The organism is Burkholderia sp. Bp8986 (genome assembly GCF_003854225.1).
Classification (GTDB): domain Bacteria; phylum Pseudomonadota; class Gammaproteobacteria; order Burkholderiales; family Burkholderiaceae; genus Burkholderia.
In genome coordinates this window covers 351,481-374,958 of record NZ_QTQM01000001.1, presented here as the reverse complement: position 1 = coordinate 374,958, position 23,478 = coordinate 351,481, and the positions used below count along the sequence as shown (strand labels likewise).

Genomic DNA, 23,478 nt, shown 5'->3' with positions numbered 1-23,478 from the left:
TTCATTACCCGCATGGTTGATTCCCGATGAAATCCGACAACCTGGTCGCTTGCCACGAATGCGACCTGCTGATTCAGCGTCCGCCGCGCCTGCGCGCGCTCACGGCGCACTGCCCGAGATGCCACGCTCGCGTGAGCGGTGCGGCGCACGGCCGCCGCTCGCTCGACCGGCTGTGCGCATTGACGGTCGCCGCGCTGGTGACGTGTTGCGTCGCGCAGGCCTTTCCGATCGTCGCGCTTGATGCGGCCGGCATCGCGTCGCATGCGACGCTCGGTGACGCGGTTCGCGCGCTATGGTCGAACGGTCAGCCGCTGGTGGCCGCGCTCGTGTTCTGCACGACGATGCTGTTTCCGATACTGGAGCTCGCCGCATGGCTGTACCTGCTCGCGCCGTTGCGCGCGGGCCGCGTACCGCGCCACTTCGCGCAAGTGCTGCGCGGCATTCACCGATTGCGGCCGTGGAGCATGGTCGAGGTGCTGATGCTCGGCGTGCTCATCACGATCGTCAAACTGACGAGCCTCGCACACGTGCTTGCCGGGCCCGCGCTATTCGCGTTCGCCGGGCTTACCGTGATGCTCTGCGTGCTGTCGACGATCGAACCGGCCCGACTGTGGGAAGCGCACGACGAACTCGTCGCACTGCGGCCAGGCGATGCCGAGCGTGCGAAACCGCCCCGCCCCGACACGACGCGACATGCGGCGCCCCGGGCCGCGGAAAGCAGCGGATCGGCGGGCATGACGGCCCGCGCCGCGGGATGGATCGCCTGTCACCTCTGCGCGCGCGTGCAGCCGGCACACACATGCGGCGAGCGCTGCACGCGCTGCGGATCGCCGCTGCACGCGCGCCGTCCGCACAGCATCGCGCGCACGGGCGCGCTCGTCGCTGCCGCTGCGTTGCTCTATATCCCGGCGAACCTGTTGCCCGTCATGCACGCGACCTCGCTCGGCCGGGCCGAGGACGACACGATCCTCGGCGGTGTCGCGTACTTCTGGATGTCCGGCGACTGGGCACTCGCCGTCATCGTGTTCATCGCGAGTGTGCTCGTGCCGATGCTCAAGCTTGCGGCCCTCGCATTCCAGGCGATCGCCGCCCATCGCGGCGTGCGATGGCGGCCGCTCGAACGAGCCCGGCTGCATCGGCTGGTCGAGCGCGTGGGGCGCTGGTCGATGCTCGACGTATTCGTCGTGGCGCTCACGATCGCGCTCGTGCATTTCGGGTCGTTCGCCGACATCACGCCCGGCCCCGGCGCGCTCGCGTTCGGCGCCGTGGTCGTGCTGACCATGTGCGCGTCGATGCAGTTCGACCCGCGGCTCATCTGGGACGGCGCGCCCCGCCCCGCCGCCGCCCATCACCAACCTTGAACCGGCGCAAGCGCCCGCTTTATTTCGAATTCCAAAACGATGTCTTCTTTCGATTTTTCTCCGCCCGAGATCCGGCCGCGCAGCCGCTGGATCCCGTCTCTCGTCTGAATCGTGCCGCTCGTGTGCGCGCTGATCGGGCTGTCGCTCGTGATCCGGACCGTCACCGCCAACGGTCCGACGATCACGGTCACGTTCGCCAACGCCGAGGGCCTCGAAGCCGGCAAGACCAAGGTCCGCTACAAGGACGTCGATATCGGCACCGTCCAGACCATCACGCTCACGCCCGACTTCAAGCGCGTGGTCGTCGGCATTCAGCTGACGCACGAGGCCGCGCGCTTCGCGAACCGCGACACGCGCTTCTGGGTCGTTCGACCGCGCGTCGGTGCCACCGGCATTTCCGGCCTCGGCACGCTGCTCTCCGGCGCATTCATCGGCGCGGATCTTGGCCGCTCGTCGCAGAAGCAGACCGATTTCACCGGTCTCGAGACGCCGCCCGCCGTCACCGCGGACCAGCAGGGCCGACGCTTTCTGCTGCACGGCGACTCGCTGGGCTCGGTCGACATCGGCTCGCCGGTGTTCTACCGGCATGTGCAGGTCGGTCAGGTCGTGGGATTCTCGCTCGACAAGGACGGTACGGGCGTCGACGTTCAGGCGTTCGTGAAGGCGCCCTACGACAAGTACGTCAGCGTCAATACGCGCTGGTGGCACGCGAGCGGCGTGGATCTTCGGCTCGATTCGAGCGGCCTGAAACTCAACACGCAGTCGCTGGCGACCGTGATCGTCGGCGGTCTCGCGTTTCAGTCGCCGCCCGGACAAGCGGACGCGCCGCAGGCAGCCGACAACACGCCGTTCCGGCTCGCCCCCGACGAAGCCGACGCGATGCGCGACCCCGACGGCACGCCGCTGATGGTCGTCATGCGCTTCGACCAGTCACTGCGCGGGCTGTCGGTCGGCGCGCCGGTCGATCTGCGGGGCATCGTGCTCGGTCAGGTCACGAACATCGGGATCGAGTACAACGAACACACGCGCAACTTCAGCATGAAGGTCGCGATGGCGCTGTATCCGTCGCGACTGAGCCGACACAGCGATACGGCGCTGCCCGCGCCCGATACGGCCGGCGGCCACGAACTGCTCCAACACCTGGTGCTCCAGGGGCTGCGCGGGCAGTTGCGTACCGGCAGCCTGCTGACCGGTCAGCTCTATGTGGCGCTCGACATGTTCCCGAAGGCGCCGCACGCGAGCGTCGACGCGCGCCGCACGCCGGTGGAACTGCCGACCGTGCCCAACACGCTCGACGAACTGCAGGTGCAGATCGCCGACATCGCGCGCAAGCTCGATCAGGTGCCGTTCGACCGGATCGGCAACAATCTGAACGGCGCGCTCGCGCATGCGAACCAGTTGTTCGGTCACCTCGATGAGCAGGTCGTGCCGCAGGCGCGCGACACGCTGGCCGCCGCGCAACGCACGTTCAGCGCGGCAGAGTCGACGTTGGGGCAGAATTCGCCGATGCAGTCGGACGTTCATGAGGCGATGCAGTCGCTCACGCAAACGCTGCAGTCGTTGAATGCGCTTGCGGACTATCTGGAACGTCATCCCGAATCGCTGCTGTTCGGCAAGAAGGGGGACCGCCAATGAAAGCGCGTTCGTTTGGTCGTCTCCGTATGCCGGCGCGCATCGCGACGTGCGTCGCACTCGCGGTGCTGAGCGCGTGCGCGTCGCCGCCGGTGCATTTCCATACCCTCGCGGTGACAGACGATGCGGGTGTTGAGGCCACCGCCGCGCATCCCGCCTGGCTGATCGACATCCAGGCCGTGCACGTTGCGGCGCCTGCGGACGGCAGCCGGCTCGTCGTGCAACGCGGCCCCGATCGGACCGACATCCTGGAGCAGGAGCGCTGGGCCGCGCCGCTCGGCGACGAGATGCGCGGCGGACTGTCGACGCGCGTCGCGTCCCGGCTCGGCACGATCGATGTTCATCGCGTCGCCCACCCGGACGGCGCGCCCGTCTACCGGGTCGCGGTGGACGTCCAGCGAATCGAATCCTGGCCGGCATCGCACGTGCTGCTCGATGCGACATGGAGTGTGAGTTCCGGGTCCAGACAGCCGGCACTGACGTGCCGCAGCATCGTTCGGTCCGGTGCGTCGACGGGCTACGAAGCACTCGTCGACGCGCAGCGTCGCGCGCTCGATGCGCTCGCGCTCGGGATCGCCGCGGGCATTCGCGCGGCGGCCGCGCACGCCGCGCCGCCGGCCGATTGCCGCGCGGGCGCACCCGGGCGCCCGATCGCGCCCCCCGCTGTCGATCGCGGTGCGCCGGACGCGCTCGACGATTGAATCTGCGCCGTGACGACGCGACATTTCCCGCGGCGCGACGTCGCGCCACTTCAATCATTTCCACCGCACGGACAGCACAGGATGAAAACCGCCCGCCTGACCCGCATGCAGCGCCGGCTCGACACCCGCGAACGGCTCATCGCCGCCGCTCGCGAATGCTTCATCGCGAAGGGCTTCGCCGATACGACCGTCGAGCATATCGTCGAGCGTGCTGGCTATACGCGCGGCGCGTTCTATGCGAACTTCGGGCACAAGCGCGAGCTGTTGATCGAAATCCTGCGTCGCGACCGCCCGAAATTACTGGCGAAAATGCGGCCGGCAGCGCATGAGCACCGAGGCTCCCGCACCGCCGGCTCCGCGGACATCGCCGCCGGCTGGGAATGTTTCCCGCTGTGGGTCGAGGTGCACCTGTACGCGCTGCGCGATGCCGGGATCCGGCAGATCGTCGACCGGCTGCACGCCGAGCCTGCTTCGGCGAGCGGTGCGGCGGACACCTCGGAGCGCATGCCATCGTCGGCCGAATGCGCGGCAGTGCTCGGCGTCGCACTGATGCGTGCCGGTGCGTAATACGCACGTTACGACGAGCCGACGCAAGACACCGTGATGCGCGCCGTTCGGGCGGCCGCCCGGTCCATCAATCCGACCGTCCCGAACGAGTATCCGCACAATGGCGGACGCCGGCCTTCCGCAAAGGCTGGCTGTCGAATGGGCGCCAGCCGCTTGATCCCGTTCAGAACCGATACCCGACCGACACGAAAGTCGTGATCGGATCGATCTTGATCCGCGTCGAACTGGTCACGGTTCCGACCGCGGATCGCGTGCTCAGGTCGGCTTTCGTCGACAGCCACACGTAGGCGACCGACACGCCGACCGACCAGTGCGGATCGATGTTGTACGTGAGCCCGGCGTTGACGATCGGCGCAAAGGAATGGCTCAGCGCCACCGACGTGGGGCCCTCCAGGCGATTGCCGAGCGTCGGCGAATACAGGAATGCGCCGCTCGCGACCTTGTTGCTCAGCTGTACGTCCCTGAACCATACATAGGTGAGACCCGCGCCGACGTATGGCCGAAAGCGGGCCGACGGTTCGCCGAAATGATATTGCGCGAGAATCGCCGGGCTCCATGCGCGAGCCGTCCCCAGTTCGCCGAGCGACGACAGGGAGCCCGTGCCGCTCAGATGCAATTTCGGCGGAATGCCCAGGATCGTCTCGACTGCGACGTGATCCGTGACGAAATAGGTCGCCGTCAGCGCGAACGTATCGGTATCGGCCACGCTCGCGCCGCTACCCGCCACCGTGCCCGAGCGCCCGAGCGCGTTGACCGTCAGCGGCTCGCTCGAATCCTGCGGCGCCATGTGCAGCCATCCGGCGTTCATGACCCACTGACCGGCCGATTGTGCGCGGGCGCACGACATCGCCGCGATCGACAGAAGAATTGCCGCGCTCGTATGCTTCATGGTGTCTCCGATTGTTGTGATGTGCAGGATGGCGCCGCCGGGGAACGGCGGCATGCGTCGCCGCCGGACGGAGGTCATCCGCCCGGCATGCGCGTCCAGGGTTCCGGACGAAACGGGATTCAGCGGTCTCTGAGCCGGTCGATCAACCGGACGCCCGCGCCGGCAGCCGCGCGCCTGAGCGACGCCAGCGGGCCGTCCTCGGCCGAGGGCGTACCGGCGACACGCTCCGCGCCGCCGGCAAAACGCGGGAACAGGCGCAATGCGTTGCCGCGCTCGATGCCGGCGCGCGCGTCGGTATCCCAAACGGGCGACCGTTCGAGCGTGTCGCGCTGCATGGCGGTGACCGGTGCCGGCGCGAACGGGAAATCGCTGCCGAAGAGGATCTGCGTCGGCTCGACCAGTTCGCGCAATGCGGCCTGCGGATACGCGGCTGGCGACAATGCCGTGTCGAAGTGGAATCGACGAATGGTCGTGAGCACGCCGGCCGGTACCGCAGCAAGGTATTCCGGCATCAGGTTGGCCAGCGACACGCGCCACGCGACGTAAGGCAGGAATCCGCCCGCATGCGCGAGAATCCAGCGAATGTTCGGGTAACGCGCCAGCGTCCCCGTCAGCAGCAGATTGACCGCCGCGCGCGTCGTATCGCACAGGAATTCGATCAGGAATCCCGGCGCACCCAGCCCGAGCGCCTCGCTTGTCCGATGCAGGTTCGGATGCACGAACACGACGGCCTGCCGACGATCGAGTTCGGCCATCAGTTCGTCGAATTCCGGTGCGCCGAGAAACTTTCCTTCCGTACTGCCGAGCAGCACGACGCCGTCCGCCTTCAGCACGTCGAGCGCATGAACGGCTTCCGCGCAGGCCAGTTCGGTAAACGGCATCGGCAGAACCGCGAACGAACCGAAGCGGCCGGGATGCGCATCGCAGAGCTGCGCCGAATATTCGTTACATTGACGAGCGAGCGTGCGTGCCTCTTCGACGTCGCCGAAATACACGCCCGGCGCCGAGATCGACAGCAGTGCCGCCTGAATCCCGTTCACGTTCATCACGTCGAGCGACGCTTGCGCATGCCATTCCGGCAACGCCGCGCCGGCGACCTTCTGTATGCCATGCCTGGACATTGCGTCGCGATAGGCCGGCGGAACGAAATGATGATGGACGTCGATTCGGTGCACGATCTGCTCCGGCGCGAAACATTGATATGGATGACAAAATATTATTCAGGCGCGTCTTCGCGCAAAACGAATCAGTCGCTACGTCGCATGCCCGGATGCGGCCCGTGCGTTCGACAGATCCAGCGCAACATCGACGATCATGTCTTCCTGCCCACCCACCATGCCGCGTCGCCCCAGCTCGACGAGGATATCGACCGTGCCGAGGCCATACTTTCGGGCGGCCAGTTCGGCATGGCGCAGGAAGCTGGAGTACACCCCGGCATAACCGAGCGCGAGCGTTTCGCGGTCGACGCGCACCGGGCGATCCTGCAGCGGCCGAACGATTTCGTCCGCCGCATCCATCAGCCGGTACAGATCCGTACCGTGACGCCAACCAAGGCGCTCGGCCGCCGCGATGAATACCTCGAGCGGCGCGTTCCCCGCCCCGGCCCCCATCCCCGCCAGGCTCGCGTCGACGCGATCGCAGCCCTCCTCGACGGCGACGATCGAGTTCGCCACACCGAGACTCAGGTTGTGATGCGCGTGAATGCCCACCTCCGTTTCCGGTTTCAGCACGTCCTTGAACGCGCGGACGCGATCGCGCACGTCGTTCATGTTCATCGCGCCGCCGGAATCCACGACGTAGCAGCACGTCGCGCCATAGCTTTCCATCTGCTTCGCCTGCTCGGCGAGCCCGACGGGCGTGTGCATGTGACTCATCATCAGGAAGCCCACGGCCTCCATGCCGAGCTCACGCGCGGATTCGATGTGTTGACGGGAAATGTCGGCTTCCGTGCAATGCGTGGCGACCCGCACGATGCGTGCGCCAGCGTCGTACGCGGCGCGCAGATCGTGCACGGTGCCGATACCGGGCAGCAGGAGCGTGGCGACCTTCGCGTGGGTGACGGCACCGGCGACCGCTTCGATCCATTCGACATCCGTGTGTGCGCCGAAACCGTAGTTGAAGCTGCCGCCCTGCAGGCCGTCGCCATGCGCGACTTCGATCGAATCGACCCGCGCAGCGTCGAGCGCCATGGCGATTTGCCGCGCCTGCGCGATGCTGTACTGGTGGCGAATCGCGTGGCTGCCGTCGCGCAATGTCACGTCGGAGATGTAAATCTTCTTGTCCATGGTCGGGAATCTCACGTTGCGTCGCGCAGCATGCGGGCGGCGACCCGTTCGGCCATCGCCATGGCTGCGCTCGTCATGATGTCGAGGTTGCCGGCGTAGGCGGGCAGGTAGTGGGCGGCCCCCTCGACTTCGAGGAAGATCGAAGTCTTGAGGCCCGACATGCGTTCGCCGACGCCCGGAATGCGGATCGGCCGATCGGATTCGATGCGATCGAACTGCACGCGCTGTTTCAGGCGATAGCCCGGCACATACGACTGCACCGCTTCCACCATTCGCGCGACGGAGGCTTCGATGCGCGCTTCGTCGGCGAAATCGCTGAGGGCGTACACCGTATCGCGCATCATGAGCGGCGGCTCGGCCGGATTGAGCACGATGATGGCCTTGCCTCTCGCGGCGCCACCGACGGTTTCGATCGCGCGCGCCGTCGTTTCGGTGAATTCGTCGATATTGGCGCGGGTACCCGGCCCTGCGCTCCTGCTCGAGATCGATGCGACGATCTCGCCGTAGTGAACGTTGGCGACCTGCGACACCGCCGCGATCATCGGGATCGTCGCCTGTCCTCCGCACGTCACCATGTTGACGTTGGGCGCATCCAGATGGCGCTCGCCGTTCACCACCGGTACGCAGTACGGGCCGATAGCTGCCGGCGTCAGGTCGACCATGCGGATGCCGGGCTTGAACGCACGCAGGAGCGCATCGTTGTGCGCGTGGGCCGACGCCGACGTCGCGTCGAACACGATGTCGATGTCGTCGAAGCCAGGCATCCGCGCAAGCCCTTCGACGCCTTCGTGCGTCGTGGCGACACCCATCCGGGCCGCACGCCGCAGCCCGTCCGACGCCGCGTCGATGCCGACCATCGCGCCCATCTCGATGTGTTCGCCGTGCCGCAGGATCTTGATCATCAGATCCGTGCCGATGTTGCCGCTGCCGACGATACCGACCTTGAGTTTCCTGCTCATCGCGACGCTCCTTCGCCCAGGCGGCAATGCACGCTGCCAAGCGCGCCGATCTGCGCTCGAATGACGTCCCCGCTCGCCACCGCCACCATCGGGCCGAGCGCGCCGGACAGGATCACGTCGCCCTCGCGCAGCCTCTGTCCGTGACGCGCGATCGTGCAGGCGAGCCAGTAAACCGCGCGCAACGGATGGCCGAGACAGGCGGCGCCGACGCCTGTCGATACCACTGCATCCTGTTTCGTCATCGTCATTCCTAGTTCGCCGAGCGAAAGCCGGCCGAGTGCAATGGGCTGATGACCGAGCACGTATGCGCCGCACGACGCGTTGTCGGCGACGGTGTCCTCGAGCGTGATCCGCCAATCGGCGATTGCGCTGTCGACGATCTCGAGCGCCGGCAGCGCATAGGCCAGCGATGACAGTACGCGGCCATAGCTCGGCGCGTCGTCGTCGAGATCGCGCCCGACGACGAATGCGATCTCGGCCTCGATCTTCGGTTGCAGCAGGCGATTCATCGGCACATCGTCGCCGTCGAGATGCGCCATGTCGTCGAACAGCACGCCGAAGTCGGGCTGATCGACACCGAGTTGCCGCTGCACCGCGCGCGACGTCAAGCCGATTTTCCTGCCGACGATGCGCGCGCCGGCAGCGATCCGCGCCGCCGTGTTCGTTTCGGCCACCGCATACGCGGCAGCGACCCCGGCAATGCCGAACCGCTCGGCAATCGGTTCGATCGGGATGCGCGTCGCGCGCGCATTGCGCAACGCGTCGGCGGCGGCGTGAATACGGGAGTGATCGGGCAATGGTGACATGATTGATGGAACGAGAGAGTCGGAATTCAGGCGGCCCTGGCGAGCGACGATGCCTCGGCCGGCACGGCCGCGCGGGTGCCGCTGCGGGTGTTCGGCACACCGAGCTGGTCGCGCAGGCGCGTCACGGCGCGTTCGAGTTCGGTCACGGGTACGACGGCGAATACGAACCGGTCGGGCCGCAGGATCGCCACGGCCTTGTCGCGAAACCCGGCCTTCGCGAACCACGCGATCATGTTGCCGTCGATGTCCTCGACCTCGGTTGCGCCGCCGTTGCGGTTGTCGCGTTCGACGCCTTCGAGCCCTTGCGGACGCCCGCCATACGGATAGAGCGTGACGTACCGTACCGACAATGCCTGCAGCGCTTCGGCGGACGCATCGTCCAGATACCGGGAGGGATCGACGTTCAGGCCGACGAGCGAAAACCCGCGCCCGAGCACGTCGTCCATCCGTTGCCTCGCGCCGTCGAACCGGCGCACGTCGGGTTGCGGGGCGAGCGCGCCCTCCGGGCCGTTGCGGCGCCGCCGCGGCAAACCGACGTACGCGTTCTTTTTATAGACCGGCGCCGGCTTGAAGCCCCCCTCCTGGAACCAGCGCTTGAGCGGAGGGATCATCCGGATGACCGCGAGCGAGGTGTCGCGCACGAGCGTGCCCAGCGGATTGCGCACGGACACGACGTTCTTGAGCAGCACGGACACGTCGATCATCGCCTTGGCGTGCGCGTGGCGCTCTGACTGATAGGTGTCCAGCAGTGCGTCGCCGGCGGCGCCGCGCAGCACGAGGTCGAGCTTCCATCCGAGGTTGTACGCATCGCGCACGCCGGAACTGGCCCCCTGCCCCATGAACTGCGGCGTCATGTGTGCCGCGTCGCCTGCGAGCAGCACGCGGCCGACCCGCCATTTGGCCGCGATCAGCGCGTTGAACGTATAGACGAGCTTGCGCTTGACGACGAACTGGTCCGGGTCGACGAACCGGGACAGGTACGCGCGCACCGTCTCCGGCCGTTCCATGTTCTCTTTCGTTTCACCGGGCATCAGCATGAATTCGAAGCGGTGGAACTTGTCGGGCTGAACGCAGCTCACGACCGGCAGCTTCGGGTCGACGACGAAATTGAAGTACGGCAGGTGACGCAGCGCGTCGGTACCCGGCTTGCGCTCGATGTCCACGACGAGCCACGGCTCGGGAAAGCTCTTGCCGGCCATGTCGATGCCGAGCCGCGTGCGAACGATGCTGCGCCCGCCGTCCGCGCCGACCATGTACCGCGCCCGCAACGACTGCACGTCGGGATCGTTGTTCATGCTCGTGCGCGCATCCGTCGCATCGCTGAAGCGCGCTTCACGCGTGGCCTGGTGCACGATGCCGACGCCGTCGGCGTCCTGCGAGAAATCGACGACTTCGCGCCCGCGCCGGATCGTGACGTTCGGATAGCGCGACAGCGTGTCCGACAGCGTCGTTTCGAGATACGGCTGGTAGAAGAAGTTGATGATCGGCCAGCCGAGCGGCCGCTTGCGCGGCATGTATTGCGTGATCGGCGTGCCGTCGGGGCGCACGAGCTGCACCGGCGTTTCCATCATCATCCGTGCCTGCAATTCGTCGGCTACCGCCAGATGCTGGAAGATCCGCATGCATTCGTCGTCGGTATAAACAGCGCGGGCATTGCCGTAAAACACCGGCTCGCGCTCGAGCACCACGACGCGATGGCCAGCCTGGCCGAGCAGGTGCGCAAGCACGAGGCCGGTCGGTCCGAGCCCCACGATAGCGACGTCGCACGCATCGTCCTGATGCACTGCGTTCATGTTTGGTCTCCCTGGATGATGAATTCCGGATGCAGCAGCGATGCGAACGCGCGCCGGGCACGGCCCAGCCGGCCGCGCAAGGTCAGGTTCTCCGGGCGATGGCCCCACAGGCTGATCCCCTGGTAGGTCGTCGTGCGCCACGCGCGCTCGTCCACCACGATCGGGTTCCAGCCCAGTTCAATCTCGAAGCCCGACGGTGTCCGAACGTAGAACGACAGCTCGCGGTCGTTCGGATGCTGGCCGATCGTATTGGCGATCGGGTATCCCATCGACCGGCATCGCAAGTAGGCCTGAGTCACGTCGTCCAGCGATACGCACTGAAGATTCAGGTGGTGGATCTGCGTGCGCAGCGGATTCATACGGATGCCGCGCGTCGACGCGGTTGCAAGCGAATGGTGGCGCTCGTTCAGTCGAAGAAACGCGAAGTCGAGATTCAGGCCGTCGATCTTGTCCTCGATCTCGTCCGACAAGCGTGCGTCGAACACCTTCTTCCAGAACGCCTGCATCGCTTCCGGCCGACGCGTCGTGATCGCGACGTGCCCCAGGCCGGATGCGCCGGTCACGAATCCGCTCGCCTTCATCTGCAATGGCGAATCGCTCAGCACCGCATCGGTGAACAGCTCGGTGCGCAGCCGCTTCGGTCCGGTGAAGTACCAGAATCGCTGCACGCCTCGCAGCGCGGCTTCATTCGCGCTGCCCTCCCGGACATCGATGCCGAGCGCGGACAGCCGCGCGAGCACGAGCTGCAACGCCGCGTCATCGGCCAGTTGCCAGCCGATCGCGGTGACGTCTTCCGCTTGCCCCTCGTGGATAATCAATCGGCGCTGGTGCGCATCGATCCGACACGCGAGCACCGTGCGTAGCGGACGATCCGCATGCAGCCCGAGCCCCTCGGTGACGAACGTGCTCCATGCGTCCAGGCGGACGGACTGGATCAGCAAATAGCCGAGATGCACGCGACCGAACAAGCTGTCGGGCGCGGCCGGCGAACTGGCGATGGTAGGCATGGCGACGCGCTCCGGATCAGACGCGGCGGACGACGCGCGCGTCAACGCGGTCCTCGGCCAGAAACGCCACCACCATCGCGTTGAATTCGTCGGCGCGCTCCCACTGCACCCAGTGGCCGGTCTTGCTGAACAGGTGCACGTCGCAGTTCGGCATGCGCCGCTGCAGCGAGCGTGCGCCGCTTGGTCGATTGACCTTGTCCTCCGTTCCCCACAGCACGAGCGTCGGATTCTGTACGGCGGCCAGGCGCGGATCGCGCGTGAAATCGAGATTCCTGAAATTCGGAATGCCTTTGGGCCCGAGCAACGGCGGGCTGGCGACGACCTCCGGATCGATGCTGGACTGAAAGCGCTCCTGGAGCGTCGCATCGGATACCAGGCTGCCGTCGTAGACGAGGTCGCCCCGGATGAACGCCGCGAGCTTTTGCAGTGTCGGGCCTTCGCCCTTGTAATAGTTCAGCAGACGTTTGAGGCCGGGCGTGGGCAATGCGCGCGTCGTGTCCACGCCGCCGGGCCCCATCAGCACGAGGCGCCCCACCGCGGCCGGACGCTCGATCGCCATGCGTAACGCACATGCCCCGCCGAGCGAGTTGCCGAGGACGTGCGCGCGCTCGATGCGCAACGCATCGAGCATGCCGAGCATGCTCGCCGTCAGGTCGCCGAACGGATCGCCGCGATCCAGCCCCTTCGTCGATTTGCCGTAGCCCGGCATGTCGGGCACGACGACCCGGTGGACGCATGCGAGCGCGCCGACATTGCGGGCGTAATTGGACATGCCGGAAGCGCCGGGGCCGCCGCCGTGGAGCATGAGCACCACCGGCCCCTCGCCTGCTTCGGTAAAGGAAATGGTCCGCGCACCGACCCGAACGGTACGTTGAATCATTGCGTGAGTCATGGACGGGGCATTCACGGCGTGGTCGCTCCAGACGGTTGATCGAACTTGCTTGGTGTTAATAATGAGATAGTTGTCATCATGACAATATTCTCGTTTTCACCTAGCGCCTCGGAGCGCCTGCTGCGTCGCCTTATAATTCCGCCATGAATGAAACGACCGTTGACCATCGGACCCGTGTGGCGGCAGAGCGTCGCGAGCGCATGCGTGCCCGGCTGATCGAAAGTGCGATGCTGGTGTTCGCAGAAAAGGGCGTCGGCGCAAGCGTCATCCAGGACGTCATTGCGGCCGCGGACGTATCGCAGGGCACGTTCTACAAGTACTTCCGCACCAACGAGGATCTGCTCGCGGCAGTGACGCAGGAGCTGAACGACGAGTTGCTGCGCCTGATCGAAACGGAAGTCCACGGCTATGGGGATCCGGCGCTGCGCATCGCGTGCGGTGTGCGCATGTTCCTGCACGCCGCGCGCGCGTATCCGCTGCTGGCGCGCTTCATTTGCGCGGCCGGCTTGCATTCGGCGGGGCCGAGCAGCCTGATTTACGTGTTCCTGCCACCCCACATCGAACAGGGGCTGGCGCTGGGACGTTTCAGCGATGTCGGCGTCGGAACCGCACTCGACGTGATCGCCGGAACCGCACTCGCGACGATCCTCAGAATCACCAATGAAGGCCCGCAAAACGTCGTTCCGGAGCCCGTGGTCGCAGCAATTCTGCGCGCACTGGGCGTCGGGCACCTCGAGGCGGAAAAGTTGGTCGAAACGGCATTGCCGCCGATTGAAACGCCCGTTGCATCACTGCTCGAACGCGGACAGGCACGGATGCAGGCCCAGGCGCAGCCCGCGATCTGACCGTTTCGGGAATGCTCGGTCCGGCACGAAGCGTCATGCTCGATGACGATCGCCGGGCCTCAGCCGTCGGCGACGAGTTTCGCGGTATGCCTTCAATCCAGGTAACGCGCCGGCCGAGCGCGATCGACGTGCATGGTGACCGGCACGACGAGGACCTTCCCTGTATAGCGTGTTGCCATCTCGATTCGGCGATGCCAATCGTCGCCAGGTTCGCAGGTCCTGATTGATGCGAGATGGAGCGCGCGCCAGGCGCACGACCGGCAAACGCCGACTTGCCACGGCGAGATCCGGGAAAACGCTCCAAAGACAGCGATACGCTCGTCGGTAGTCACCGTCCGGCACTGCAAGAAACTGCGTGTGAGGTAGTCGTCGGTATTCGCGGGATAGTCGCGAAGCCGGTCTTTCATGCGACGCCCGCGTGGGTTGCGTCCGAAATGACGCCCACGACATCGCCGCGCGCTATTCCACTTCGACAAGCGCCGGCTGAACAGCGCAGGCGTCGCATCGCCCCCGTCGGCTGACGGGTACCGCACGAGCGCTCGGGGTGGCTTGGCCGCCGCCTGCGTCACCCCATTACGTCACTGCGCCGTCTCGGCCGCATCCACAACGGGCAGCGGCCGGCTTGCGATCTTCTCGGCTTCCGCACGCTTGAGCCCCAGCGTATGCAGCAGCGTCGCCGCCGTGCGTTCCGGAAAATGCTCTCCGTTGAAGCCGAGTTCCTTCAGGACACCGGCAGCCGGTGCGCCCGGAGCGACGAAGTTGAGTTCGGCGGCAATCGCGGTCAGCACCGTACCGCCAACCGAAAGGAAGCCGACGAATGGGTCGGCGACCACGAAGCGTTTCTCGGCGATACCGCGCTCCATGTCCCGCAGCAGGCGTTGACCCAGGCCAAGCGTCAGGACGCGCGCCGAAAAGCCCTCGCGTATCAGGAAGTGTCCCCACACCGGCTCGCGCCGCGCGCGCATCAGCGTATGTCGCACCGAGACGGAAATGATCTCCGCCGGGTCGGACAAGCCGCTGGCCAGGCGATCGAGCGAATCCGCGAACTCCTCGAATACCGATTCCACGAGGGTCGCGTAGATCGCCTCCTTCGATTCGAAGTGGTTGTAGAACGAGCCGAAGCCGACGTCGGCGGCCTCGGTGATTTCGTTGATGGCAACGCCTTCCATGCCCTTCTCCGCCATCAGCCTGAGCGCGGCATCCAGCAGGCGGGCACGGGTCTCCCGCTTGCGGCGCGCGCCACGCGGCTCGCGCTCTTCGGCGACCGCGGGACTGGATGCTTCCGGAGCGGAGCGCTTTGGTGTCCGGCGGCTCGGTGTATTCGTCATGACGTTTTCGATCCTTGTTCGTGCCCAAGTATAGATTCAAATGTCTACATTGACAAAGTCATCATCTATGATTTTAATGTCATCAAGGACGGCAGAACACGGCCTCGAGAACCGATCGAACGACGAATGGAGATACGGTGGAGACACACATGCACACGGGCGCCAGCGCGTCCATTCACAACAGCTCGCACGCGTCGCCGAAGTGCGGGCTGCCATCGATGCTCGGCGTATTGATCGCAGGATTCACGCCGGTCGGCGCCGCATCGGGCCATTTTTCGGCCAGTCACGGCGCCGGCGGCGAGGCGCGCCGCTCCCATGCGAAATCGACGAGCGACCTCGCGACATTCATGGTCCGGCCAGTGATGTCCTGCGACGGTGAGATTGCATGCCCGCCGTTGCGCGGCAAGCCCCTCGATGCGACGGCGCCCGCCTTCGCGATTGTCATTCGACCTGCCTGATTGTCATCCGCCATGAAACTGACCACCACACAACCGGCTCGCCACCCGCACCCCACATCGAAGGCATCGGCGCTCGCCTATCTGATCTTCGATCGCCCCGATCTCGACGAAGCAGAGCACTTTCTCAACGATTTCGGTCTCCGAACGGTGCTGCGGGATGACACGCAATTGCTGCTGCGCGGAACCGGCAGCGCACACTTCTGTTATGTCGTTCGCCACGCGCCGAAGGCCCGCTTTGTAGGCTTCGGATTGCAGGTCGACAGTCGTGCCGATCTCGAGGCGCTCGCCAAAATCCCTGGCGCGTCGGAGATCGAGGCATCGGATTGGCCAGGCGGCGGCCTCCGGGTGCGGCTCGCCGATCCGTCGGGTTTTCGGGTCGACGCGATTGCCGGCCAGACCCGGGCCGACACGTTGCCGCACCGTGCCGCGCTTTCATTCAACTCGGTCGACACGCCGTTGCGGATCAACGAAACGCAGCGGCCGCCGGCGAGCGCGCCTGAAGTCATTCGGCTCGGACACGTCGTGCTCGAACTCGCCGACTACCAGGAAACCTGCGCGTGGTACACGCGACATTTCGGGTTCATCCCCAGCGATGTCCAGGTGCTGCCGGACGGCTCACCCGCGGTTGCCTTCATGCGGCTCGATCTCGGCGACCGGCCGGCCGACCACCATACGCTCGCGCTCGCCCAGGGGTTCGTGCCGACTTATAGCCATAGCGCGTACGAACTGGTCGACGCCGATGCCGTCGGCATGGGCCAGCGCATGCTGCACGACAACGGATGGGCACACGCGTGGGGCATCGGCCGGCACATTCTCGGCAGCCAGATCTTCGACTATTGGCAGGACCCGTGGGGCGACAAGCACGAACACTATTGCGACGGCGACCTGTTCACGGCCGACGAGCCGACGGGCGTGCACGCGGTCAGTCGCGAAGCGATGGCGCAGTGGGGCCCGACGATGCCGCGCAGCTTCACGAAGCCCCGGCTCACGCCGTCGAGCATCGCGGCGCTGTTCCGCAACCTGCGCCGCAGTCCCGATCTGACGGTCAGCAAGCTGCTGACCCTGGCGAAGCTGTTCGCCTGATCCCCAACCGCCCATTCGACTCACGAGAGATCATTCATGTCACTGCATGTCCTGCACTTCCGGCATCATGGCCGCGCCCAATGGGGCGTGGTCGCCAACGGCGCCGTCACGCCGATTCCCGGCGACTTCGAGACAACCGCGAGCTTTCTCGCGGCGAATCCGGTTGAACGACTCGTCTCGCTCGACGGACCGACGATTCCGGAGTCGGACGTGGAGTGGCTGCCACCGGTGACCGCCAACCAGCAGTTCGTTTGCCAGGGGGCGAATTACCGTCGGCACATGATCGAATCCGGCATGGATCCGGACGCGAAAAAGTTCAACATGATCTTCACGAAGGCGACGAGTTGCATCGTCGCCGCCGACTCACGAGTCGTGAAACCCCGGCACGTCCGGTTTCTCGACTACGAAATCGAGCTCGGCCTCATCCTCAAACGCGACATCACGTCTCATCAGCAGATCACGGACGCGAACCTGCACGACTATGTCGCCGGCACCGTGATCGTCAACGACTATTCCGCGCGCGATGTCCAGATCCCGCAGATGCAGTTCTACAAGGGCAAGAGCTTCCGGACGTTCGGCCCGGTCGGCCCCTATCTGTGCCTGCTCGAGCGGCATGACTTCCCGAAGCTGAAGGCGCTCGACCTGACGTTGACCGTCAACGGCGCGGTGCGCCAGCAGGACTCGACATCGAACCTCGTCTACGGTCCGGCGGAAACGTTGACCGAGTTGTCGGGCGTGCACGACCTTCGCGCCGGCGACCTGCTCGCGACCGGCACGCCGGCCGGCTGCGCACTCAGCATCCCGTCGCCGTTCAAGCAGCGGGCCGTCGCGCTTTTCCCGGAATCCGTCAAATGGAAGATGTTCATGAAGGTGCAGGCGGGGCGAGCGCAGTATCTGAAGGCCGGAGACATCGTCGAAGCCCGGATCGCGAGCCGCGACGGATCGATCGACCTGGGCGTGCAACGTAACGAGATCGTGGACGAAGCAGCATGAACGGCATCGCGACCCAAGACGACGTGCTGGCGATCGAAGCGCCGGGCCTTCCGCCGGACCTTCCGGCCAGCACGTACGAGATGATCTGCGCCGGTGCGGCCATCGATCCGTCCGCCCCCGCCCTCTCCTTTTTCATGACCGCCGACGCGCACCGCGACGCCGAGTGCTGGACCTATCGCGAGCTGGTCCGTGACATCACGCGCACGGCCAACATGTTCGCGCGCCTCGGTGTGAATTCGCAGTCGGTGATCGCTTATGTGCTGCCCAATCTGCCCGAAACGCATTTTGTGATCTGGGGCGGACAGGCAACCGGCATCGTATGCGCGATCAATCCGCTGCTTGAAGGCGAAGCGATCGGTCAGCTGCTCAAAGCCGCCGGCGCCAGCGTGCTCGTGACGCTCGCGCCATTTCCCGGGACCGATCTCTGGCAAAAAGTCGCGGACATCCTTCATGAGGTCGAGCCGCTGCGGCATCTCGTGCTGGTCAACCTGGCCGATCGCGTGCGGGGCATGGCGCAGTCGGCGGCACGCACGCTCCAGCACGACGCGTGTGCGCAGTTGTACGGCGCTGGCGGTTTGCGCAGCGCCGTGCCTGCGCACATCCAGATCCACGACTTCGGTACGGCAATCGCGCAGGAATCCGGTACGGCGCTCGACAGTGCGCGCCGCATTCGACCCGGCGACATGTCCTCTTACTTCTGTACCGGTGGAACCACCGGGTTGCCGAAAATCGCGATGCGCAGTCATGGCAACGAAGTGGCGAATGCCTGGAGCGCCGGCCGGTTCTTCGGCGACAGTATCGGCCCCGGCAAAACGACTTTTTGCGGCTTGCCGCTCTTTCACGTCAACGCCGCGATGGTGACCGGCCTCCTGCCTTTCTCGCGCGGTGCCCATGTCGTGCTCGGCACACCGCAGGGTTACCGGGGCGACGGCGTCGTCAAACGCTTCTGGGAAATCGTCGAACATCATCACATCAATTTCTTCAGTGGCGTCCCGACGCTTTATGCTTCGCTGCTCGACATTCCCTCCGAGGATCATGTCATCGACTCGCTCGAATACGGCCTGTGCGGTGCCGCGCCGATGCCGGTCGGCGTCTTCAGGTCCTTCCAGGAAAAAACGGGCATCCGGATTCTCGAAGGTTACGGCCTGACCGAAGGAACGTGCGTGAGCAGCGTCAACCCGCCGAACGGCGAGCGTCGGCTGGGATCAATCGGGCTTCGCATCCCCTTCCAGGCGATGAAGGCGGTCGTCGTGGACGATGCGGGACGGTATCTGCGCGACTGCGCAGCGAACGAAGAGGGGTTGCTCGTCATCTCCGGGCCGAACGTGTTCACCGGCTACACGCGTGCCGACCAGAACGAGGCCCTGTGGCTCGATCTCGGCGACGGCAAGCGCTGGCTCAACACGGGCGACCTCGGCCGCTGCGACATCGACGGTTACTTCTGGCTGACCGGCCGCAAGAAGGAGTTGATCATCCGCGGCGGACACAATATCGACCCGGCGACGATCGAGGAACCGCTGCATCGACACCCGGCAGTCCAGGTCGCAGCGGCGATCGGGCGCCCCGATGCCTATGCCGGCGAGTTGCCGGTCGCGTATGTTCAGCTCAAGCCGGGCATGACGGCTAGCGAACACGATCTGGAAGTGTTCATGCAGCAGGAGATCGCTGAACGCGCCGCCCTGCCGAAGCACGTCCGAATCGTCGAGGCGATCCCGCTCACCGGCGTCGGCAAGATATTCAAACCCGAACTCAAGCGCCGCGAGACGAGTGACGCACTCCGCGCGGCATTGGACCAGGGCGGAGCGCCCGGCGCATCAGTCGACGTCTCGACCAGTGATTCCGGCGGAATGTCGGTCTCGGTCGAGCTGAGCAATCCCGGGCTCGAGACTGCCGCGCGCTTCGTGCTGGGGCGTTTTCCGTTTGCGTTTTCGATCTCGTTCGCAGCGGAACCCATTCGGTCGTCCGGTCCGGCAGCAACAGATCTGCGGTGACGGAGGCGCGTGACTAGCCGCGACAACACAAATTCCGAGAGCGGCTTGTCACTATCAATAAGGTATCCAAATCAACTGTAGTTCTTTAATCGGACCGAGACAGAGGAGACGCAAAATGAAATTGAGGCGAACGACGAGTTTCGCAGGTGCGATGGTTTGCATCTGCACGGCTGCACTTGCCGACAACGCAGATGCGCAGACGGCCGGAAGCATCACTACTTCGGTTGGATGGCTGCACGTCGCGCCCCAGGGCGACGCGACGCCCCTGACCGTGCAAAGTGTCGGCGGCGTAACGGTGAATCAGCAAATGGGTGGTACCGGGGCGCATGCCAGCTCGACGGATACGATGGGCATCACCACCGAGTACTACGTCACCGACAACATTGGTGTCGCCATGCTGTTCGGACTGCCACTGACAGTCAATCTGGTCGGTGACGGGACGTTGCAGAAGTACGGAACCCTCGGCACGACAAGGCCGATGCCGCCCGCCGTCGAACTTCGATATCACCTGTTTTCAGCTGAATCGAAATTCCGTCCGTACGTAGGACTTGGCGTCAACTACACGTGGTTCACCCAGGTTCGGGCGACCAATCGCCAGTTCGTCACCGACAGCTTCGGGCCGGGCGGCTCGGCGCGCGCGACACTCAGTTCATCGTGGAACCCGGTGTTCGAGCTCGGGGCGAGTTACGCGATGACCAAACATTGGTCGGTCGGTGCTTCCGTCGGCTACATGCCGGTGAAGACCCACCTCACGTTATACGGACAGACCGCGACCGGCACGCAGATCGTTTCCACATCGACGCTCCGACTCAATCCCGTCAACGTCTTCCTGAACGTCGCTTACACGTTCTAGCGGGTGCGTCCCGATGCCAGCCCCCCGCATGGAAGCAACACTTTGGATCGAACGATGAAACGACAGGCTCTCAAGACCATTCTTTTTGCATTGCCCAAGGTTCTGGACCTGACGGCGCGCCGCTTCCCCGCCTACCGCGATCGCCTCAAGGAGCGCAATCTCGTCGCGTGGATCGGGCTCATGGATCAAAGCATCGGTCGCACCATCGAGTTCAGGAATGGCCGCATTCGGTCGCGCGCCGGCAAGCATGCGCGGCCCGATGTACGCATGGCCTTCAAGGACGTCGCCACCGCCCTGAAGTTCCTTTCCCCGAACCCGGACCAGGGCGAGATCGTCCACGCCGCCAAGAACTTCAAGGTGGTCACCGAGGGCGAGGACGAACTGCTGGTCTGGCTCATGCAAACCCTGAGCATGATGCGCACGGTCGGCCTGACGATGGGCACGCCCATGCGCGACGGCACCCGACGCTACACCACCTGTACCAATGGCGGCCCCCTGTTCGTCTACGTCAAGGATGGCCGCATCGTCCGCGTGACGCCCATCGAGCTGGACGATACGGATGCGTCAAGCTGGGTGATCGAGGCACGTGGACGCCGCTTCAGCCCGCCACGGCGCGGACTGGTCGCGCCCCACGCGTTGACCCTCAAGTCGCTGGTCTACTCCGACAAGCGCATCCTTCACCCGATGAAACGGGTCGACTTCGACCCGGACGGCGAGCGCAATCCGCAGAACCGGGGCAAGTCCGGCTATGTGCGTATCAGCTGGGACGAGGCCCTGGACATCGTCGCCAGGGAGATCAACCGGCAGAAGCGTGTTCACGGCCCCGGTTCCATCACGTTCCCGATGTCGTCCCACCACCAGTGGGGCAACGTCGGCTACTACCTCAGCGCGCTGACGCGCTTCGCCAACCTGATCGGCTTCACCCGGGTTGCCGCGAATCCGGACAGCTGGGAAGGCTGGTACTGGGGCGCCATGCATCATTTCGGCAACTCGATGCGCGTCGGCGTGCCCTCCGGCTACGGCGGCCTCGAGGATGGTCTCAAGGAAGCCGAAATGATCGTGTTCTGGTCCTGCGACCCCGAAAGTACCAACGGAGCCTACGCAGGATTCGAGGGAACCCCGCGCCGCCTGTGGGCCAAGGAACTCGGCATCGAGTTCGTTCACATCGACCCGCACTGCAATCCCACCGCACAGCTGCTGGGCGGCCGCTGGATCCCGATCCGGCCGCAAACCGATGCCGCGCTGGCGACCGCCATCATGTACGTCTGGACCGTGGAGGGCCTGTACGACAAGGATTACGTCGCGACCCGCACGACCGGTTTCGACGATTGGAAAGCCTACCTGCTGGGCGAAACCGACGGTACCCCCAAGACGCCCGAGTGGCAGGAGAGCGAGACCGGCGTGCCGGCCAAGGACGCCCGTGCGCTTGCGCGCCTGTGGGGGAAGAAGAAGGTGCATCTCGCCGTCGGGATGACCGGCGCGGGATTCGGCGGCGCGGGCCGCGGGGCGACCGGCGCGCAATGGGCGCGCTGCATGATCATGATGATGTCCATGCAGGGCTGGGGCAAGCCCGGGGTGAATTTCGGATGCCTCGAAATCGGCGTCCCGCACGATCTCCAGTTCTACTTCCCCGGCTACGCGGACGGCGGCATTTCAGGCGACCTGGCGTGGACCGCCAATGCGGTGGACAACTACCAGCGCATGCCGCATATCCTGACCATGAATCCCGTCAAGCAAATGGTGCCGCGACAGCAGATGCCCGATGCGATCCTCGACGGTCACGCCACCGGTTATCTCTGGGACGGCATGTCGCAGGAAGCCCAGTTTGCGCCGTTCACCTACCCGATGCCCGGCTATTCGCCGATCCACATGATCTATCGCTACGGCGGATCCGCGTTCAGTACCGTGACGAATTCCGGACGCTGGACGCAGGCCTACCGGCACTCGAGCATCGAGTTCGTCGTCAATCAGTCGATCTGGATGGAGGGCGAAGCCCAGTTCGCCGACATCATCCTGCCCGCGTGCACTTCGCTGGAGCGTTGGGACATCGGAGAATGGGCGAATTCGGGCGGCTACGCCCACCACGGGTATGGCACAGTCAACCATCGCATGCTGACGCTGCAGCACAAGTGCATCGAACCCCTGGGCGAGTCCCGCTCCGACTACGACATTTTCACTGCCATCCTGACCCGGTTGGGCCTGGGTGGCATTTTCACCGAAGGCTGCGGGGATCTCGACTGGGTCAAGCGCGTCTTCGACTCGTCGGATCTGCCCGATCACATTTCGTGGCGCGAATTTTGCCGCAAAGGCTATTTCGTCGTGCCGCCCGAAAAGCCCGAGTTGCGCCATCCCGTGGATATGCGCTGGTTTGCGGAAGACAGGAAGAAGGACCTGCCGGAACCTCATCCGCTGCCGTCACAGTTCTCGGAGCGGTTCGGCAAGGGCCTGCAGACGCCGAGCGGCAAGCTGGAGTTCGTGCCCGAGTTGCTGAAGCGGCACACCGCGGACAATCCGGAGCGACCACCGCTCAACCGATATATCCCCTCCTGGGAAGGGTTGCGCTCGGACAAGGCCCGGCGCTACCCGCTGCAGTTGATCGCTACCCACAGCCGCTACAGCTTTCATACCCACGGTGACGGAAAGAATTCTGCCGTGAACGGCATCGACGATCATCGCGCGCTGATCGCGGGGCACCGGTTCTGGCTGCTGAGGCTCAATCCGGCAGACGCCGCTGTTCGATGCATCGCCCATCGCGATCTCGTCAAAGTACACAACGACCGCGGCGCCGTGATCTGTGCGGCCGATGTCTCGCCCCTGGTGAACGCTGGAGTGGTGAAATCCTACGAGGCGAGCGCTGAATTTCAGCTGATCGAAATCGATGGCGAGCAAGTCGAGATCGGCGGCTGCATGAACATGCTGACCCCCGATCGGCCGCAGACCGCCGGCACCAGCAGCATGAGCCCGAATTCCTGCCTGGTGCAGGTCGAGAAATGGCGCGGTGCCGAGGCATTCATGCTCGGTCGCGCAGCGTGAGG

19 protein-coding genes and 1 pseudogene are annotated in these 23,478 nt (G+C 65.2%); 11 read left to right on the top strand and 9 right to left on the bottom strand.

Going from position 1 to position 23,478, the window contains the following annotated elements:
* The first annotated feature begins 26 nt into the window (after window positions 1–26).
* The 4 genes and pseudogenes from DID99_RS01650 (at window position 27) to DID99_RS01635 (ending at window position 4,261) form a co-directional block, all read left to right on the top strand.
* The gene (locus DID99_RS01650) at window positions 27–1,361 is read left to right on the top strand and encodes a paraquat-inducible protein A (RefSeq protein ID WP_124665934.1); all 1,335 of its coding nucleotides are present in this window, start codon (window positions 27–29) and stop codon (window positions 1,359–1,361) included.
* A gap of 39 nt (window positions 1,362–1,400) precedes the next feature.
* Window positions 1,401–2,996: pseudogene (locus tag DID99_RS01645) on the top strand (intermembrane transport protein PqiB).
* A gap of 26 nt (window positions 2,997–3,022) precedes the next feature.
* Entirely contained in the window at window positions 3,023–3,694 is a 672-nt protein-coding gene (locus DID99_RS01640; RefSeq protein ID WP_260444527.1) for a membrane integrity-associated transporter subunit PqiC, read from the top strand.
* 81 nt (window positions 3,695–3,775) lie between these two features.
* Window positions 3,776–4,261, top strand: a complete 486-nt coding sequence (locus DID99_RS01635; RefSeq protein WP_124665932.1) for a TetR/AcrR family transcriptional regulator — start codon at window positions 3,776–3,778, stop codon at window positions 4,259–4,261.
* Between the two features lie 163 nt (window positions 4,262–4,424).
* Here the strand turns inward: DID99_RS01635 and DID99_RS01630 are convergent, their stop codons facing one another.
* From DID99_RS01630 to DID99_RS01595, 8 genes are all read right to left on the bottom strand, one after another.
* Window positions 4,425–5,150: an OmpW family protein gene (locus tag DID99_RS01630; RefSeq protein WP_124665931.1), complete on the bottom strand. Its 726-nt coding sequence runs from the start codon at window positions 5,148–5,150 to the stop codon at window positions 4,425–4,427.
* 119 nt (window positions 5,151–5,269) lie between these two features.
* Window positions 5,270–6,325 (bottom strand): amidohydrolase family protein, encoded by a 1,056-nt coding sequence (locus DID99_RS01625; protein ID WP_124665930.1) that lies wholly within the window; start codon window positions 6,323–6,325, stop codon window positions 5,270–5,272.
* Window positions 6,326–6,403: 78 nt separating this feature from the next.
* Window positions 6,404–7,435, bottom strand: coding sequence for a 4-hydroxy-2-oxovalerate aldolase (dmpG, locus tag DID99_RS01620; RefSeq protein WP_124519448.1), 1,032 nt, complete (start codon window positions 7,433–7,435; stop codon window positions 6,404–6,406).
* An 11-nt stretch (window positions 7,436–7,446) separates the two neighbouring features.
* The gene (locus DID99_RS01615; protein WP_124665929.1) at window positions 7,447–8,394 is read right to left on the bottom strand and encodes an acetaldehyde dehydrogenase (acetylating); all 948 of its coding nucleotides are present in this window, start codon (window positions 8,392–8,394) and stop codon (window positions 7,447–7,449) included.
* Entirely contained in the window at window positions 8,391–9,200 is an 810-nt protein-coding gene (locus DID99_RS01610) for a 2-keto-4-pentenoate hydratase (protein WP_124665928.1), read from the bottom strand. The genes DID99_RS01615 and DID99_RS01610 overlap by 4 nt, the downstream gene beginning before the upstream one ends.
* Before the next feature lie 26 nt (window positions 9,201–9,226).
* The gene (locus DID99_RS01605) at window positions 9,227–10,993 is read right to left on the bottom strand and encodes a bifunctional 3-(3-hydroxy-phenyl)propionate/3-hydroxycinnamic acid hydroxylase (RefSeq protein ID WP_124665927.1); all 1,767 of its coding nucleotides are present in this window, start codon (window positions 10,991–10,993) and stop codon (window positions 9,227–9,229) included.
* Window positions 10,990–12,000, bottom strand: coding sequence for a VOC family protein (locus DID99_RS01600; protein WP_124665926.1), 1,011 nt, complete (start codon window positions 11,998–12,000; stop codon window positions 10,990–10,992). The genes DID99_RS01605 and DID99_RS01600 overlap by 4 nt, the downstream gene beginning before the upstream one ends.
* A gap of 16 nt (window positions 12,001–12,016) precedes the next feature.
* A complete protein-coding gene (locus DID99_RS01595) occupies window positions 12,017–12,880 on the bottom strand; it encodes an alpha/beta fold hydrolase (RefSeq protein WP_124665925.1) in 864 nt (287 codons plus the stop codon).
* Window positions 12,881–13,035: 155 nt separating this feature from the next.
* Between DID99_RS01595 and DID99_RS01590 the strand changes: the two genes are divergently transcribed.
* Complete coding sequence (locus DID99_RS01590) at window positions 13,036–13,737, top strand: TetR/AcrR family transcriptional regulator (protein WP_124665924.1); 702 nt, start codon at window positions 13,036–13,038, stop codon at window positions 13,735–13,737.
* A gap of 578 nt (window positions 13,738–14,315) precedes the next feature.
* On the opposite strand, the gene DID99_RS01580 is transcribed toward DID99_RS01590, so the two are convergent.
* Window positions 14,316–15,065, bottom strand: a complete 750-nt coding sequence (locus DID99_RS01580; protein ID WP_124484818.1) for a TetR/AcrR family transcriptional regulator — start codon at window positions 15,063–15,065, stop codon at window positions 14,316–14,318.
* Between the two features lie 149 nt (window positions 15,066–15,214).
* On the opposite strand from DID99_RS01580, the gene DID99_RS01575 reads away from it, so the two are divergent.
* From DID99_RS01575 to DID99_RS01550, 6 genes are all read left to right on the top strand, one after another.
* The gene (locus DID99_RS01575; protein WP_124519454.1) at window positions 15,215–15,523 is read left to right on the top strand and encodes a hypothetical protein; all 309 of its coding nucleotides are present in this window, start codon (window positions 15,215–15,217) and stop codon (window positions 15,521–15,523) included.
* A 12-nt stretch (window positions 15,524–15,535) separates the two neighbouring features.
* Complete coding sequence (locus DID99_RS01570; protein ID WP_124665923.1) at window positions 15,536–16,606, top strand: 2,4,5-trihydroxytoluene oxygenase; 1,071 nt, start codon at window positions 15,536–15,538, stop codon at window positions 16,604–16,606.
* A 36-nt stretch (window positions 16,607–16,642) separates the two neighbouring features.
* Window positions 16,643–17,599: a fumarylacetoacetate hydrolase family protein gene (locus tag DID99_RS01565; RefSeq protein ID WP_124665922.1), complete on the top strand. Its 957-nt coding sequence runs from the start codon at window positions 16,643–16,645 to the stop codon at window positions 17,597–17,599.
* The gene (locus DID99_RS01560) at window positions 17,596–19,590 is read left to right on the top strand and encodes an acyl-CoA synthetase (RefSeq protein ID WP_124665921.1); all 1,995 of its coding nucleotides are present in this window, start codon (window positions 17,596–17,598) and stop codon (window positions 19,588–19,590) included. The genes DID99_RS01565 and DID99_RS01560 overlap by 4 nt, the downstream gene beginning before the upstream one ends.
* Window positions 19,591–19,705: 115 nt before the next feature.
* Window positions 19,706–20,443: an OmpW family protein gene (locus DID99_RS01555; protein ID WP_124484823.1), complete on the top strand. Its 738-nt coding sequence runs from the start codon at window positions 19,706–19,708 to the stop codon at window positions 20,441–20,443.
* A gap of 54 nt (window positions 20,444–20,497) precedes the next feature.
* Window positions 20,498–23,476, top strand: coding sequence for a molybdopterin-dependent oxidoreductase (locus DID99_RS01550; RefSeq protein ID WP_124665920.1), 2,979 nt, complete (start codon window positions 20,498–20,500; stop codon window positions 23,474–23,476).
* Window positions 23,477–23,478 lie beyond the last annotated feature (2 nt).

Bases quoted from the DNA above. Each gene is read 5' to 3' on its own strand.
- DID99_RS01650 (WP_124665934.1), top strand. From the start codon at position 27: ATGAAATCCGACAACCTGGTCGCTTGCCACGAATGCGACCTGCTGATT.
- DID99_RS01640 (WP_260444527.1), top strand. From the start codon at position 3,023: ATGCCGGCGCGCATCGCGACGTGCGTCGCACTCGCGGTGCTGAGCGCG.
- DID99_RS01635 (WP_124665932.1), top strand. From the start codon at position 3,776: ATGAAAACCGCCCGCCTGACCCGCATGCAGCGCCGGCTCGACACCCGC.
- DID99_RS01630 (WP_124665931.1), bottom strand. From the start codon at position 5,150: ATGAAGCATACGAGCGCGGCAATTCTTCTGTCGATCGCGGCGATGTCG.
- dmpG (WP_124519448.1), bottom strand. From the start codon at position 7,435: ATGGACAAGAAGATTTACATCTCCGACGTGACATTGCGCGACGGCAGC.
- DID99_RS01615 (WP_124665929.1), bottom strand. From the start codon at position 8,394: ATGAGCAGGAAACTCAAGGTCGGTATCGTCGGCAGCGGCAACATCGGC.
- DID99_RS01610 (WP_124665928.1), bottom strand. From the start codon at position 9,200: ATGTCACCATTGCCCGATCACTCCCGTATTCACGCCGCCGCCGACGCG.
- DID99_RS01605 (WP_124665927.1), bottom strand. From the start codon at position 10,993: ATGAACGCAGTGCATCAGGACGATGCGTGCGACGTCGCTATCGTGGGG.
- DID99_RS01600 (WP_124665926.1), bottom strand. From the start codon at position 12,000: ATGCCTACCATCGCCAGTTCGCCGGCCGCGCCCGACAGCTTGTTCGGT.
- DID99_RS01595 (WP_124665925.1), bottom strand. From the start codon at position 12,880: ATGATTCAACGTACCGTTCGGGTCGGTGCGCGGACCATTTCCTTTACC.
- DID99_RS01590 (WP_124665924.1), top strand. From the start codon at position 13,036: ATGAATGAAACGACCGTTGACCATCGGACCCGTGTGGCGGCAGAGCGT.
- DID99_RS01580 (WP_124484818.1), bottom strand. From the start codon at position 15,065: ATGACGAATACACCGAGCCGCCGGACACCAAAGCGCTCCGCTCCGGAA.
- DID99_RS01575 (WP_124519454.1), top strand. From the start codon at position 15,215: ATGCACACGGGCGCCAGCGCGTCCATTCACAACAGCTCGCACGCGTCG.
- DID99_RS01570 (WP_124665923.1), top strand. From the start codon at position 15,536: ATGAAACTGACCACCACACAACCGGCTCGCCACCCGCACCCCACATCG.
- DID99_RS01565 (WP_124665922.1), top strand. From the start codon at position 16,643: ATGTCACTGCATGTCCTGCACTTCCGGCATCATGGCCGCGCCCAATGG.
- DID99_RS01560 (WP_124665921.1), top strand. From the start codon at position 17,596: ATGAACGGCATCGCGACCCAAGACGACGTGCTGGCGATCGAAGCGCCG.
- DID99_RS01555 (WP_124484823.1), top strand. From the start codon at position 19,706: ATGAAATTGAGGCGAACGACGAGTTTCGCAGGTGCGATGGTTTGCATC.
- DID99_RS01550 (WP_124665920.1), top strand. From the start codon at position 20,498: ATGAAACGACAGGCTCTCAAGACCATTCTTTTTGCATTGCCCAAGGTT.